Raw genomic sequence first — 12,637 nt, forward strand, 5'->3', positions numbered from 1 at the left:
GTCGCATCTGACCGCCGCATCCGACCCCGTCGCGTTCATCCCGGGCTAGCGGTTAGGCCTGCTCGCCCAACTCCGCGCGGAGGATGGCAGCTCCCGCAGACAGCGCGCTCAGCTTGCCGTAGGCGACGTCGCGCGGCAGGGGAGCCATGCCGCAGTTCGTGCTCGCGATGAGCTTGTCTGCATCCACGAACTGGAGGGCCTTGCGGAGCGTGTCGGCGACCTCCTCCGGCGTCTCGATCTGCTCGCTTGCCACGTCGATGGCGCCGAGCATGACCTTCTTGCCGCGGATGAGCTCGACGAGGTCCGTCGGCACATGGGAGTGGTGGCTCTCGAGCGACACGATGTCGATGGAGGACTTCTGGATGAGCGGGAACGTCCGCTCGTACTGGCGCCACTCGGCCCCGAGGGTCGCCTTCCAGTCGTTGTTGGCCTTGATGCCGTAGCCGTAGCAGATGTGCACGACCGTCTCGGCGCGCAGGCCCTCTGCCGCGCGCTCGAGGGCTGCGACTCCCCAGTCCGCCACGTCGTCGAAGAAGACGTTGAAGGCGGGCTCGTCGAACTGGATGATGTCGACGCCGGCCGCTTCGAGCTCCTTGGCTTCCTGGTTGAGGATGGTCGCGAACTCCCACGCCAGCTTCTCGCGGCTCTTGTAGTGCCGGTCGGAGAGGGTGTCGATCATCGTCATCGGCCCTGGGAGCGCCCACTTGATGGGCTGGTCGGTCTGTGCGCGCAGGAACTTCGCGTCGTCGAGGAAGACGGGCTGCTTGCGGCTGACGGCGCCGACGACCGTGGGGACGCTCGCGTCGTAGCGGTCGCGGATGCGGACCGTCTCGCGGTTCTCGAAGTCGACGCCCTCGAGGTGCTCGATGAACGTCGTCACGAAGTGCTGACGGGTCTGCTCGCCGTCGCTGATGATGTCGACGCCGCGTCGGCGCTGTTCCTGCACGGCGATGCGCAGCGCATCCTGCTTGCCTTCGACGAGCGTTGCGCCCTCGAGCTCCCAGGGAGACCAGAGGACCTCGGGCTTCGCGAGCCACGACGGCTTGGGCAGGCTGCCAACGCTGGCAACGGGGAGGAGGGTGTTCATGATCGTCGATCCTTCGTCGGTCATCGGGCGGAGACGGAGTAGTTGGCGGCCCACGCATCCAGCACGTCGCCGTGCGGCTTCACGAAGTGCTCGGCCGTGTACGCGCCCTGTGTCTTCGCGAGCTGGCTGCGCTCTTCGCGGTCGTAGCCGATCTCGGTGCGGGAGAAGTCGTGCTGGTCGAGCGTGGGGCTGTAGACGTTCGCGGCGGCTGAGTTGGCGTTGTAGATCTCGGGGCGGTAGATCTTCTGGAACGCTTCCATGGTGCTGATCGTGCCGGTGAGCTCGAGGAGCGAGTAGTCGCTCAGCAGGTCGCCGCGGAAGTAGAAGGCGAGGGGCGCGACGCTGCCTGGCGGCATGAAGTAGCGGACCTGCAGGCCCATCTTGCCGAAGTACTGGTCGGTCAGCGAGTAGTCGTCCTGTCGGTACTCGACGCCGAGGACCGGGTGGTGGTTGTCGGTGCGCGTGTAGGTCTTGCTCGTGGAGACGCTGATGCAGATGACGGGGGCCTTGTGGAACCGCTCCTGGTAGGCGGGGGAGTCGAGGAAATGCTGGAAGAGCTTGCCGTGCAGCTCGCCGAAGCCGTCCGGCAGGGTGAACCCGGTGCCGCCCGCGTTCGCGGCTGGCAGCAGAACGCTGAAGTCGTAGTCGCGCAGGTAGGAGGAGAAGTTGTTGCCCACGATGCCCTGGTGGCGCTTGCCGGTCTGCTGGTCGACGATGCCGATGTCGAGGACCTCGAGGAGTGGGAACTCCCGGTCGTCGCCGTCGTCGTCGAACTGCAGCGAGGCGGAGATGATGTCGAGCTCGAGCGTGTAGCGGTCGCCGGTGGGGTTGTCCCAGCGGGCGAGGTCGTTGAAGCGCCGGTCGATCATCGTGAGCGCGTTGCGGAGGTTCTGCTGACGGTGCTCGCCGCGTGCCAGGTTGGCGAAGTTCGTGGTGATGCGGGAGCTGTCCGACGGCGCGTAGTGCTCGTCGAAGCGCGTGGTGGTGATGTTGAACGTGATGTCGTTCGCCATGTGAGGCCAATCCGGGAGTCGTGAGGCCGGCAGGCCTGTGGGCGTGGATGCATTTATTGTGCAGGCGGGCGCCGGCTATCGGGTAATCCGTCGCAACTATTCGTCACTATAGTTTTGGGCTATGAGTCGGCGATCGAACGGCGTGACCTTGCAGCAGCTCCACTACTTCGTGGAGGTCGCCGCGGAGCGCTCGATCAGCGCCGCCGCCGACGTCCTCTTCGTCGCCCAGCCGACGATGTCGGCGGCGATGAAGGACCTCGAGTCGCGCGTGGGCCGCGCCCTCCTCGTCCGGTCGGCGCGCGGCGTCTCGCTCACCACCGACGGCACCGAGTTCCTCCGGTATGCGAAGCAGGTGGTCGAGCAGATGGCGCTCCTCGAGCAGCGGTATCTGGGCCGTCCGCCGTCGCGGCGCCTGCTCGGGGTGTCGGCGCAGCATTACTCGTTCGCGGTGGATGCGTTTGTGCGGATGGTGAAGGCGACCGGGGCGGCGGAGTACGAGTTCTCGCTTCGCGAGACCCGCACGTGGGAGATCATCGAGGACGTGCGGACGCTCCGCAGCGAGCTCGGTCTCCTCTACCGAAACGACTTCAACGGCAACGTCATCGACAAGCTGCTGCGCGACTCCGGCCTGGTGTTCCATCCGCTGTTCCTCGCGCAGCCGCACATCTTCGTGTCGCGGCGGAACCCGCTCGCGTCCCGGAAGCGCGCGACGCTCGACGACTTGGCGGACCTGCCCAGGCTCACGTTCGACCAGGGCGCGAACAACTCGTTCTACTTCGCGGAGGAGATCCTCTCGACCCTGTCGAGCAGACGGGAGATCCGCGTCTCCGACCGGGCGACGATCTTCAACCTCATGATCGGCCTCGACGGCTACACCATCTCGACCGGCATCATCAGCGACGACCTCGACCCTGGCATCGTCGCCGTGCCCCTGGAGGTGGACGAACGCATCGAGATCGGCTGGATCGGCCACTCCGCGATCCCCCTCACCGAGCAGGCGCAGCGGTACCTCGACGAGGTGCGGGCGGTTGTCGCGGAGGCCGGGGTGGAGTTGCTCGGGTAGGGGGAGTGTCAGGGGTGCTCCGGAATTCGCCAACAGGCTGTTGGCGGATCGCGCCGATGAGGCGTGGTTTTGTCGGTGGTGTGGAGGACGCTGGGGGAGTGACTGAGATACTCCCGTCCGGGTACGCACAGACGCTGGCCCTTGTAGTCCGGCGCGCGCACGAAGCACGCTTCGTCGTGCAGCGAAAGGCGAACACCGAAGTCATCGCATTGTGGTGGTTCATTGGGCACACCATCATCGAACGGCAGCGCACCGAGTCGTGGGGCAGCGGTGTGCTGGCCCGGTTCGCGGCGGATCTTCGCGCCGAGTTCCCCACGATGAAGGGCTTCTCGAAGTCGAACCTGAAGTATGCGCGTCGGCTCGCGGAAGCCTGGTCGAGCGAGGATCGAATTCGCCAACAGCCTGCTGGCCAATTGCCTTGGAGCCACACCATCCAGCTCCTGGACAAGCTCGACGACCAACGCCTTCGCGACTGATACGCCGCCCAGGATGCCCACCATGGGTGGAGTCGGGCGGTTCTGCAACACCAAATCGCGGCCCGTCTGCACGAGCGGGCTGGAGCCGCGCCATCCAACTTCGGGTCAGCGCTGAAACGCGCCGACTCTGAGCTTGCCCAGCAGCTCACCAAAGACCCGTATGCCCTCGACTTCCTTGCGATCGACTCGGACGCGAGCGAGCGCGAACTTGAGGAGCGGCTCACGCTTCGTGTCGTAGAGACGCTCCGTGAACTCGGCTCGGGGTTCTCCTTCGTCGGCAGGCAAGTGCACTTCGAAGTGGACGGCGACGACTTCTACGTGGACCTGCTGTTCTTCAACTGGCAGCAAGTGCGATTCGTGGTCGTCGAGTTGAAGACAACGAAATTCGACCCGCGTGACGCCGGACAACTCGGCTTCTACGTTGCGCTCGTGGACGAGCAGATGCGGATCCCCGAGTTACATGCCTCCACTGTCGGCATTCTGCTCGTGGCGGACAAGAACGAAACGGTCGTCAAGTACTCACTGGCCGGTTCGAAGCAACCGGTCGCTGTCAGTCGATACGAGCTGTCGCCCGCCGACCAGGCGGCGCTGCCAGCTGAGGAGGCTCTGACGAGGATTGCGATCGACGTAGCCGAGAACGACTAGATTCAGGCACTCAACTCCGCGATCCCCCTCACCGAGCAGGCGCAGCGGTACCTCGACGAGGTGCGGGCGGTTGTCGCGGAGGCGGGTGTGGAACTGCTCGGGTAGGGGCAATCTCAGATCGCTTCCCAGGTCTCGAACTTTCAGTGCATTATCGCGCACTATGTACGTTTTCTTCGATTCGACGTACGCTGTCCCCATGAGTCAGATCGCTATCACCGATGCCCGTGCTCGCCTGGCCTCGATCATCGACGACGCGCGCCTCGAGCCCGTGTACCTGACTCGGCGGAACCGGCCCGTCGCGGCCGTGATCGACGCCGCCCAGTTGCAGCAGCTCCTCGAGGACGCAGAGGAACTCGCGGACATTCGAGCAGTGGACGCTGCGTGGGAAGAGACCGAGGCGCTGGGGGAGGAGCCGATTCCGTGGGATGCCGTCAAGCGTGACCTCGGCCTCGCTCTGTGAGCTACCAGATCCTGGTCCTCCCGGCGGCGGCCAGAGCCATCAAGAAGCTCCCGCCGGAAGCGAAGCGTCGCATCCAGGCCGCGGTCGAGCTGCTCGCGGAGGATCCACGACCACCTGCCGCGAAGAAGCTCACCGGACGCCCTGAGTGGCGCGTTCGGACCGGTGATTACCGCGTGCTGTATCGCATTCAGGACGACGTCTTGACCGTGGTGATCGTTCACGCTGGCCACCGGCGTGAGGTCTACGACAAGTAGGCGGGGCGAGTACTCGCTCCTGTGCGCACACTTGGGGCGGCCAGCGCTGCTTCCCGTGTGGTCCTGACCCCGTTTCTGCGCGATCACCTGTCCTCGGTTAGGCGCGACCTCACGCCTCGAACGTCACCCGCCCGCCGACAACCGTCAGCACCGTCCGCGCCGTGAGCAGGCTCGCGGCGGGCTCGCTCAGCACGTCTGTGTCGACGACGAAGAAGTCGGCAGCGAAGCCCTCGCGGATCTTGCCCCGCCAGCTCGCGTCACCAACCGAGGCTGCCGCATCCCGCGTCGCGTGCACGATCGCGCGCTCGATCGGCACCGTGCGCCCAAGTACCTGCGCGGCGGGGAAACTCGGGTCGAGCGCCGACTCGCGGGTCGCCGCAACGTAGAGGTTCGCGAGCGGACCGTAGGGAGCGGTGGGAGCATCCGTCGAGAACGCCAGCGTCGTCTCCGCGTCCTCGTACTCGTGCCACGCGAAGCCGCGCTCCACACGGTCGTCGTCGAGCTGCGCGATCCAGTTGCCGAGGATCGCGGGGTCGGCGTGCACGGGCTGCATGGATGCGGTTATGCCGAGCGCCGCCATGCGCTCCGCCGTGCCGGGTGCGGCGTACTCGAGGTGCTCGATGCGGTGCCGACGCACGATGTCGCCGTTCGCCTCGAACGCTGCCTCGAGCGCATCCAGCGCCATCGTGCTCGCGGCGTCTCCGATGGCGTGCATCGCGATCTGCAGGCCAGCCGCATCAGCGGCCGCGACCACGGGGAGCAGACGTTCCGCCGGCCAGATGGCGTCGGCGTTCGACCCGTCCGAGTACGGCTGGCTCATCGCCGCCGTGCAGGCGTCGATCGTGCCGTCGAGGATGAGCTTGATGCCGACAACCCGCAGCCACGGCGACGCGTACTTGGTCGCGAGCCCCCTGGCGCGCTCGACCTGCTCGAGGTTCGCCGCATCGTCGTCGGCATTGGACACGAGCCAGTGCGCGGCGACCCGCAGCGGAAGCTGGCCGTCACGGCGGTCGGCGGCGCGCTGCAGCGCATCGAGTGCGACCTCGTTGAGCGCCATGTCGACGACTCCCGTCACCCCGGCCTGGCTGTAGGCGGCGAGCACGCGTTCAACGGCGGCGTCGCGGTCGGTGTCGGTCATCGCGAGGTCGCGCTGCACCCACGCGTACTCGACCGCGGCGGTCTCGTAGAGCATGCCGTTCGGCTCCCCGTCGGCGTCGCGCTCGATGCGTCCGCCGCTCGGGTCCGGCGTCTCACGAGTGATGCCGAGCTCGCGCAGCGCCGCGCTGTTCACCCAGCACGAGTGGTAGTCGTTGGCGTCGAGGTACACGGGCACATCGGCCACGACCTCGTCGATCATCGCCGCTGTCGGGGCGCCGCCGGGGATCGAATCGAAAAGCCAACCCCGACCCCGAAGGACCCTCGCATCCGGGTCAGCGGCCCGAGCCTCCGCGAGCAGGCGCTGAACCTCGGCGAGATCGCGCGCGTCCGTGAGCCCGACCTGCCCAAGCGCCTCGCCCATCATGACGAGGTGCGTGTGCGCATCCGTGATGCCGGGGAGCACCAGCTGCCCGCCGAGGTCGACGGTCACGTCTGGCTCCGCAGCGAAGGCACGCGCATCCGCCTCGCCGCCGACGAACGCGAACGCGCCGTCACGCACGACAAACGCGCTCGCGTCCACGTCATCCATGGGATCAGCGGATGCGGTGCCCTGGAAGACGCGGCCGTTCAGGTAGAGGGTGGTGGTCATACGAGTGCCTCCGCGGTGTTCGGGATGGATCGTTCGGTGCGAGTGGAGATGGCGGCGATGATGCCGGTCGGTACGGCGAGGACGAAGCTCGTGATGCCGAGCGCCAGCGTGAAGCCCTGCGCGCCGAGGAGCTCGCTCAGGCTGGCGCCGATGAGGGGCGTGAGGGCTGAGCCGACGAGGTACACCGACAGCAGCGGACCCGACCAGCGGCCGCGAGCATCCAGCGCCGCCGCCGTCGACAGGAAGTACATGAACGCGACGGCGTAGATCGAGTTCCAGGCGACGAACGCCACGATGAGCGCCGTCTCGTTGGTGAGCGTGCCCTGCACGATCTTGAGGATGCCGCCCAGCACCAGCAGGACAACAAGCGGGACGGCACGGCCGAGGCGGTTGCCGACCGCCATGAGCGCGAGCGAACCGAGGAGCCCGCCGGCGGTAGCGCCGGAGAGGGCGATGCCCAGCCCCTCCGGCGTCAGGCGGCTGGTCTCAGCGCCGATTATGCCGATCATGGCCCAGAGTGAGTCCTCGCTGACCGCCCAGAGCGCGAAGACGATGAGGAGCCCGAAGCCGCTGATCGTGAGGAGCCGCGAGGGCGCCGCGCTCTGCGTGCGAATCGTGCCGGTCGGCGGGATCTCGATGGGCATGGCCTCACCCGTGGCGGCCCCTGCTGTTCCGAGGCTGGCGCCGGGGTCGAGGATGGGCGCGCGGGGGAGCCACTTCGTCATCACCAGTCCGATGGCTGAGAAGAGGGCGAGCGCCCCGAAGACGTTGAGGGGCGCGAGTCCGAGGATGGGGAGGACTGCGAGGACGATCGTGATGACGCCTCGGTTCGCGAAGCCGTTCCAGCCCGCAACGCGGTCTGGGTTCCGGAACGACGCCATCGCCGCCCCCGCCGAGGCCACGGCGCCGCCCGCTCCGATGCCGCCGATCAGCAGGCCGGGAATGGTGAGCGCCGGGACGAGGGCCGCAGCGAGGAAGCCGAGCGTCGCGATGCCGAGCCCGATGCGGGCGACCTGGTGGCGGCGAGCCCCGGCGCAGAGGCCCGCGGCGGCAAGGCCTGCGAGGGCGGTCAGGAGGAGCGTGCCCGTGACGAGCCAGCTCGCGGCGAGGACGTCGAGGCCAACCGCATCCTGCGCCGCGCTGATCATGTAGGGCGACAGGTTCACGGCGAGGTACCCCGCGATCGCGATGGCGAACGTCGCGGAGGCCGGCGCGAAGCGCAGGGGCACCCGGGTGCTGAGTTCGGCTGCAGTTGTCATGGGGCTCCAGTGGGGTCTGGGCTCGGCCGGGGCCGGGTCGCTACGTGCAGAGTCGTGACGCGTCGTGGAGACGGACGTTTGGCGAACACCATTCGCCAGCGAATGGTGTTCGCTAGTATGCACGGAGACGGGCTCGAGCGGTAGTCATCCCGAACATTTTCCTCGAATGCCCGAACCGGGATGCACAACGTCGCGGCGCGCGAAGGAGCGAGTGGATGGACCGACGTAGGATCGTGGGCCTCACGCCGACCCTCATCGCGGACGCCGGCCTCGAGCTGGTCGAGGGAGCCGAGCCGTTCGGCGTCAACGCCATCGCCCGCAAGCTGGGCGTGCGGCCGTCATCGCTGTACAAGCACGTCTCCGGGCTCGACGACATCGTCGAGCTCATGCGTGGCCGCCTCGTCGAGCGGTATCGCACGCTGCCCGCCGATCAACCGTGGGACGCGTTCGTGGAGGATGTCGTGCGCCGACAGCGGCGCATGTACGCCGACCATCCGGCGCTCCTCCCCTTCCTCATCGGGAAGACCATCACGAGCCCGACGGTGATCGACGCCTACGACGACCTCGCCGTGGCGCTGCAGTCCGGCGGATTCCCCGACGACGAGATCCTCACCCTCGTCGGCATGATCGACGCGTTCGCGCTGGGTTTCGGCCTCGAGCTGGCCTCGCCGGAACAGGTCTGGCAGCCGGAGGCGCCCACCCAGCTCTTCGGGAAGCTCCTCGCCGGCTCCCAATCGGGGCCAGAACGCGTCGAGCGCTCATTCGAGCTGGCCCTCGATGTCCTCCTCGTCGCGCTCCGAGACCGCCTCCCCTCGCGAGACCAGGAGTGAGTTGTGGTCGCGCCCGCGCCGGTGAGGCGACCACAGGTCCGCCCCCGGCGCAGCGAGGGGCACGAACTTTCGCGTGAGAGCCGATCGGAAGCGCGCTCGAGTCAGTAGCCTGGGTGCATCCGTCCGCGCCCCCGACAGTCCGGAGCCTCCGATGACGACCCCGCATCACGCAGCCCCCGAGCGCACGCGCAGCAGCCCCTGGCTGTACGTCGCGCTCGGCGTCGTGCTGGTCGCTGCGCTCGCCGTGCTCGGGTTCTTCTTCGGCGGCTCGCTGCTCACGCAGATGACGAGCCGAGCGGCGGAAGCCGACGAGACGGTCGCCGTGGGCGGCGAGGAGACGGGAGTCTCGGTCGTCGCGCCAACCGGGTGGGTCATCGTGCCCCACTACTTCGGAACAGACGTCGTCACGCTTCGCAGCCCGGATGCGCGCCTCGAGATCACCCTGCGGGTGCCGGCGCAGCCGCTGTCCACGGTGGATGCCTCCGACGCCGCAGCCGTGGAGGCCGCCGAGTCGCTCGTGCGCGACGGCCAGGTGCCGGAGGGGGCCCTGACCTCCGGGCTCGGCAGCCTGTTCTGGATCGACGAGGCCCCGAAGGACGGGCTCTCGGTTCGCCACGGCAGCTACGAGTACGGGCAGCCCGCCGCCGAGGGGCAGGGCGCACCCGGTGTGATGGTCGGGGCCGCGGCCGTGTCGAGCCCGGGCGCCGTCTCGCCGAACGCGTCGGTGCAGTTCAGCGCCAGCGCCGACGACCTCGACCGCTACCGTCCGGCGATCGCCCAGATCCTCGAGAGCATCGGCGGGCCAGTCGCATGACGGATGCGACCCGACAGTGCTCCAAGCGCCGCCCCGTCCGCCGCCTTCTCGGCGTCGCGATGCTCGGCGTTGCCACCTTCGCGCTCGCGGCCTGCACGCCAGCACCCGATCTCGCCTGGCAGCCGCCCGTGCGCGCCACCGTCACGAGCTTCGATGAGACCACCGGCGACGTCGCGGGTGCAGAGGCTGGCGCGACCCCGCTCGATCACTACCGCATCCGCGACTCGGCGCCGGCGGTGGACGCGAGGTGGACGGAGGTGCCGGGTCAGACAGACCTGAACACGCGCGTCCGCTCGCTCGTGGTCGACACCGTCGGCGCGTTCGCATCACGTCTCGGCACGGTCTACGAGCCGGAGGCGGCCGCGGCCGGTGCCGGGCTCGGCAGCCGGGGCTGCGAAGCAGGTTCGAGCAGTATCCCCGCGGCGGAAGTGCTCGCGCAGGGAGGCGCCACCGAGGGGGAGGCGCTGGTCATCACCTGCGAGATCGTGGTGGCGAGTGGCAGCGAGTTCGGCGAGCGCGTGCGCGTCGTCGAGGGCACCGTCGGCGCGACGCCGGCCGTGACCCGCGACGAGAGCTTCGTGTTCTTCGCCGACACGGCCACGGCGCAGCAAGCGGGCGGGGCCGACGTCATCACGGCAGACGCGGCGCTCTCGATCTGGAACGAGCTCGTGCTCGCCGCGCGCCGCGAGCTCGGAGCGCTCTGGGACACGCAGGTCGCGCCGCCGAGCGAGGCCAACGCCGCCGTGCTCGCGCAGGGCTTCGCCGACGTCACGCCGACGCCAGACGGCGGGCTGCGCATCGGCATCCCCGCCGGGCTGCTCACCCCCGAGATGGATGTGTCCGGCGGCACGAACGCGGCCCCGCCGATCTCCCCGGACGGTGAGACGACGCTGGTGGTCGGCGAGCCGATCTCGCACCGCTTCCCGAGCATCCACATCGCAGCCGACGCGGCGGCCCCCATGCTCACCGACCTCGGCCGCGAGCTCGTCGCGGCCTCCGCGACGCCGCAGCCGCTGCTCGCTGGCGAACGGCCGCTGGCGGGCGAGCGCGACGTGAACTGCGAGCTGTTCGCGTGCGTCGCCCTCACCTTCGACGACGGCCCAGCCCCGATCACGGAGACCCTGCTCGGGCAGCTCCGCGAGCAGGACGCGACCGCCACCTTCTTCCTCGTCGGCCCGAACGTGCAGCGCTATCCGGAGATCGCACGGCAGATCGACGACGACGGGCACCAGCTCGGCAACCACTCGTGGTCGCATCCGCAGTTCACGACCCTCGACGACAAGAAGATCGAGGAAGAGGTCAAGAAGACGAACGACGCCATCCTCGCCGCGACCGGCGAGCGGCCGAGCGTCTTCCGGCCCCCGTACGGCGACGTCGACGCGCGTGTGCTCACGAAGGTCGGCATGCCCTCGATTCTCTGGGATATCGACACCCTCGACTGGGAGGGGCCGCCGCACGAGACGATCGTCGATCGCGGAGCGAACGAGGCCGAGGCGGGCTCGATCATCCTCATGCACGACATCCACGACTCGACGGTGGATGCGGTGCCCGAGATCCTCACGGGCCTGCACGACCGAGGGTTCGTGCTCGTCACCATCGACCAGATCTTCGGCGGCGTCCCGGCCGCGGGGAACAGCTACACCTCGGCGCGCTGAGCGGCGCCGCTCTTTGATCGCACGTTGCAGGGTCCGCGGTCGGTCAGGCCTCGACCTGGTCGGCCCAGGACCGCACGATGCCGGCCAGCGCCTCGCGGGCGTCCTCGAACTCGGCGAGGCTCGAGAACGACGCGATGGCCCGGTTCCGGCCGGGCCACGTGAGCAGCTTCGGGGGAGCGGAGACCACGATCTCCGGATGCTCGGGCTTCACCTTCGCGCCTGTGTGGAGCACGAGCTGCACGGCTGTCGGTCGCCGCAGGTTGAGGGTGGCGAAGTCGTCGGCGACCTCGTAGTTCGGTGCCTTCCACTTGATGCTCTCGACGACGGCGGGGTGCGCGTCGAGAAGCAACTCGCGCAGGCCAACCGCGACGTCCTTCAGCGGATGCTCGAGCTCGGCGAAGTAGGCGTCGACATCTGGGGACGGGGCGGCGGTCATGCCGTCAGCGTAGACCAGTGGCCTGCTGACGGTCGGGCCCGCCGCCCCGTTCCGAGATCGGCGCCCGGCTAGTACTTCGCGGACTGCCCGCCGTCGATCGGCACAACTGCCGCGTTGATGTAGCTCGCGTCGTCCGAGAGGAGGAACGCGACGACGGCCGCGATCTCCTCCGGCTGTCCGTACCGCTTCGTCGGGTTGATCTGGATGAACTGCTCTGCCGCCTTCTTGGGGTTCTCGGCGTCGAGCTGACGCATGGAGTTCTCGACCATCGGGGTCCAGATCGCGCCGGGCGCGATGGCGTTGATGCGCACGCCGAACTGGCCGTACTCGACGGCCGAGTTGCGGGTCAGGCCGACGACTCCGTGCTTCGCGGCGGCGTAGCCGGACTGGTTGCCGACGCCGCGGATGCCGCCGACGGAAGCCGTGTTCACGACGTAGCCGGAGCCCTGCTCGCGCATGACCTTGAGCACCTTCTCGAGACCGAGGAAGACGCCGCGGAGGTTGATGGAGACGACCCGCTCGAACTCCTCGGCGCCGAAGTCCTCGGTGAGGTTCTGGCGGCCCTCGATGCCGGCGTTGTTGAAGAAGCCGTCGATACGGCCGAAGCGCTCCACGGTGGCCGCGACGTACGCCTCGGTCTCGGCTTCGCTCGAGACGTCCGCGGTCGTCGTGAAGACCTCGGCGTCCGGCGCAGCTTCGAGGATGGCGGCCTTGCTCGCCTCGAGACCCTGCTCGGAGATGTCGACGAGCGCGAGCTTCCCACCTTCGCTCGCGACGCGGACGGCGGTCGCGCGGCCGAGGCCGGACCCTCCGCCAGTGATCAGAACGACCTTGTTGGTGAACCGGGACATGCTGCTCCTTCGTTGAATCGCATCGCCCGGCAGTCGCAGGACGACAC

Annotated in this window: 14 protein-coding genes; 8 read left to right on the forward strand and 6 right to left on the reverse strand. The window is 68.4% G+C overall.

Going from position 1 to position 12,637, the window contains the following annotated elements:
* Window positions 1–52: 52 nt before the first annotated feature.
* Together HDC34_RS16760 and HDC34_RS16765 are read right to left on the reverse strand one after the other, a co-directional pair.
* Entirely contained in the window at window positions 53–1,087 is a 1,035-nt protein-coding gene (locus tag HDC34_RS16760) for a methionine synthase (RefSeq protein WP_179557870.1), read from the reverse strand.
* 20 nt (window positions 1,088–1,107) lie between these two features.
* Window positions 1,108–2,100 carry a DUF1852 domain-containing protein gene (locus tag HDC34_RS16765; RefSeq protein ID WP_104312886.1) on the reverse strand — a complete coding sequence of 331 codons (993 nt, stop codon included), beginning with the start codon at window positions 2,098–2,100 and terminating at the stop codon, window positions 1,108–1,110.
* 121 nt (window positions 2,101–2,221) lie between these two features.
* Between HDC34_RS16765 and HDC34_RS16770 the strand changes: the two genes are divergently transcribed.
* The 5 genes from HDC34_RS16770 (at window position 2,222) to HDC34_RS16785 (ending at window position 4,998) form a co-directional block, all read left to right on the forward strand.
* Window positions 2,222–3,163: a LysR family transcriptional regulator gene (locus HDC34_RS16770; protein WP_179557871.1), complete on the forward strand. Its 942-nt coding sequence runs from the start codon at window positions 2,222–2,224 to the stop codon at window positions 3,161–3,163.
* A 56-nt stretch (window positions 3,164–3,219) separates the two neighbouring features.
* Entirely contained in the window at window positions 3,220–3,639 is a 420-nt protein-coding gene (locus HDC34_RS18080) for a DUF1016 N-terminal domain-containing protein (RefSeq protein ID WP_306455531.1), read from the forward strand.
* A 180-nt stretch (window positions 3,640–3,819) separates the two neighbouring features.
* Window positions 3,820–4,284: a PDDEXK nuclease domain-containing protein gene (locus tag HDC34_RS18085; RefSeq protein WP_308807389.1), complete on the forward strand. Its 465-nt coding sequence runs from the start codon at window positions 3,820–3,822 to the stop codon at window positions 4,282–4,284.
* Between the two features lie 196 nt (window positions 4,285–4,480).
* Complete coding sequence (locus HDC34_RS16780) at window positions 4,481–4,744, forward strand: type II toxin-antitoxin system Phd/YefM family antitoxin (RefSeq protein WP_104252159.1); 264 nt, start codon at window positions 4,481–4,483, stop codon at window positions 4,742–4,744.
* A complete protein-coding gene (locus HDC34_RS16785) occupies window positions 4,741–4,998 on the forward strand; it encodes a type II toxin-antitoxin system RelE/ParE family toxin (protein WP_104252160.1) in 258 nt (85 codons plus the stop codon). Before HDC34_RS16780 ends, HDC34_RS16785 begins: the two co-directional genes overlap by 4 nt.
* A gap of 109 nt (window positions 4,999–5,107) precedes the next feature.
* Here HDC34_RS16785 and HDC34_RS16790 read toward each other — a convergent pair whose 3' ends face one another.
* Together HDC34_RS16790 and HDC34_RS16795 are read right to left on the reverse strand one after the other, a co-directional pair.
* Window positions 5,108–6,745 carry an amidohydrolase gene (locus HDC34_RS16790; RefSeq protein ID WP_179557872.1) on the reverse strand — a complete coding sequence of 546 codons (1,638 nt, stop codon included), beginning with the start codon at window positions 6,743–6,745 and terminating at the stop codon, window positions 5,108–5,110.
* Window positions 6,742–8,004: an MFS transporter gene (locus HDC34_RS16795; protein WP_179557873.1), complete on the reverse strand. Its 1,263-nt coding sequence runs from the start codon at window positions 8,002–8,004 to the stop codon at window positions 6,742–6,744. Before HDC34_RS16795 ends, HDC34_RS16790 begins: the two co-directional genes overlap by 4 nt.
* Before the next feature lie 215 nt (window positions 8,005–8,219).
* On the opposite strand from HDC34_RS16795, the gene HDC34_RS16800 reads away from it, so the two are divergent.
* From HDC34_RS16800 to HDC34_RS16810, 3 genes are all read left to right on the forward strand, one after another.
* Window positions 8,220–8,834: a TetR/AcrR family transcriptional regulator gene (locus HDC34_RS16800; protein ID WP_179557874.1), complete on the forward strand. Its 615-nt coding sequence runs from the start codon at window positions 8,220–8,222 to the stop codon at window positions 8,832–8,834.
* Between the two features lie 151 nt (window positions 8,835–8,985).
* Complete coding sequence (locus HDC34_RS16805) at window positions 8,986–9,648, forward strand: hypothetical protein (RefSeq protein WP_179557875.1); 663 nt, start codon at window positions 8,986–8,988, stop codon at window positions 9,646–9,648.
* A complete protein-coding gene (locus tag HDC34_RS16810; RefSeq protein WP_179557876.1) occupies window positions 9,645–11,303 on the forward strand; it encodes a polysaccharide deacetylase family protein in 1,659 nt (552 codons plus the stop codon). Before HDC34_RS16805 ends, HDC34_RS16810 begins: the two co-directional genes overlap by 4 nt.
* A gap of 43 nt (window positions 11,304–11,346) precedes the next feature.
* Here HDC34_RS16810 and HDC34_RS16815 read toward each other — a convergent pair whose 3' ends face one another.
* Together HDC34_RS16815 and HDC34_RS16820 are read right to left on the reverse strand one after the other, a co-directional pair.
* Entirely contained in the window at window positions 11,347–11,739 is a 393-nt protein-coding gene (locus tag HDC34_RS16815; protein WP_179557877.1) for a DUF1801 domain-containing protein, read from the reverse strand.
* A gap of 68 nt (window positions 11,740–11,807) precedes the next feature.
* Entirely contained in the window at window positions 11,808–12,590 is a 783-nt protein-coding gene (locus HDC34_RS16820; protein ID WP_179557878.1) for a glucose 1-dehydrogenase, read from the reverse strand.
* Between the last annotated feature and the right edge of the window lie 47 nt (window positions 12,591–12,637).

This window comes from Pseudoclavibacter sp. JAI123, from assembly GCF_013409665.1.
Classification (GTDB): Bacteria; Actinomycetota; Actinomycetes; order Actinomycetales; family Microbacteriaceae; genus Pseudoclavibacter.

Bases quoted from the DNA above. Each gene is read 5' to 3' on its own strand.
- HDC34_RS18080 (WP_306455531.1), top strand. From the start codon at position 3,220: ATGAGGCGTGGTTTTGTCGGTGGTGTGGAGGACGCTGGGGGAGTGACT.
- HDC34_RS16820 (WP_179557878.1), bottom strand. From the start codon at position 12,590: ATGTCCCGGTTCACCAACAAGGTCGTTCTGATCACTGGCGGAGGGTCC.
- HDC34_RS16810 (WP_179557876.1), top strand. From the start codon at position 9,645: ATGACGGATGCGACCCGACAGTGCTCCAAGCGCCGCCCCGTCCGCCGC.
- HDC34_RS16765 (WP_104312886.1), bottom strand. From the start codon at position 2,100: ATGGCGAACGACATCACGTTCAACATCACCACCACGCGCTTCGACGAG.
- HDC34_RS16815 (WP_179557877.1), bottom strand. From the start codon at position 11,739: ATGACCGCCGCCCCGTCCCCAGATGTCGACGCCTACTTCGCCGAGCTC.
- HDC34_RS16790 (WP_179557872.1), bottom strand. From the start codon at position 6,745: ATGACCACCACCCTCTACCTGAACGGCCGCGTCTTCCAGGGCACCGCA.
- HDC34_RS16760 (WP_179557870.1), bottom strand. From the start codon at position 1,087: ATGAACACCCTCCTCCCCGTTGCCAGCGTTGGCAGCCTGCCCAAGCCG.
- HDC34_RS16795 (WP_179557873.1), bottom strand. From the start codon at position 8,004: ATGACAACTGCAGCCGAACTCAGCACCCGGGTGCCCCTGCGCTTCGCG.
- HDC34_RS16780 (WP_104252159.1), top strand. From the start codon at position 4,481: ATGAGTCAGATCGCTATCACCGATGCCCGTGCTCGCCTGGCCTCGATC.
- HDC34_RS16800 (WP_179557874.1), top strand. From the start codon at position 8,220: ATGGACCGACGTAGGATCGTGGGCCTCACGCCGACCCTCATCGCGGAC.
- HDC34_RS16805 (WP_179557875.1), top strand. From the start codon at position 8,986: ATGACGACCCCGCATCACGCAGCCCCCGAGCGCACGCGCAGCAGCCCC.
- HDC34_RS16770 (WP_179557871.1), top strand. From the start codon at position 2,222: ATGAGTCGGCGATCGAACGGCGTGACCTTGCAGCAGCTCCACTACTTC.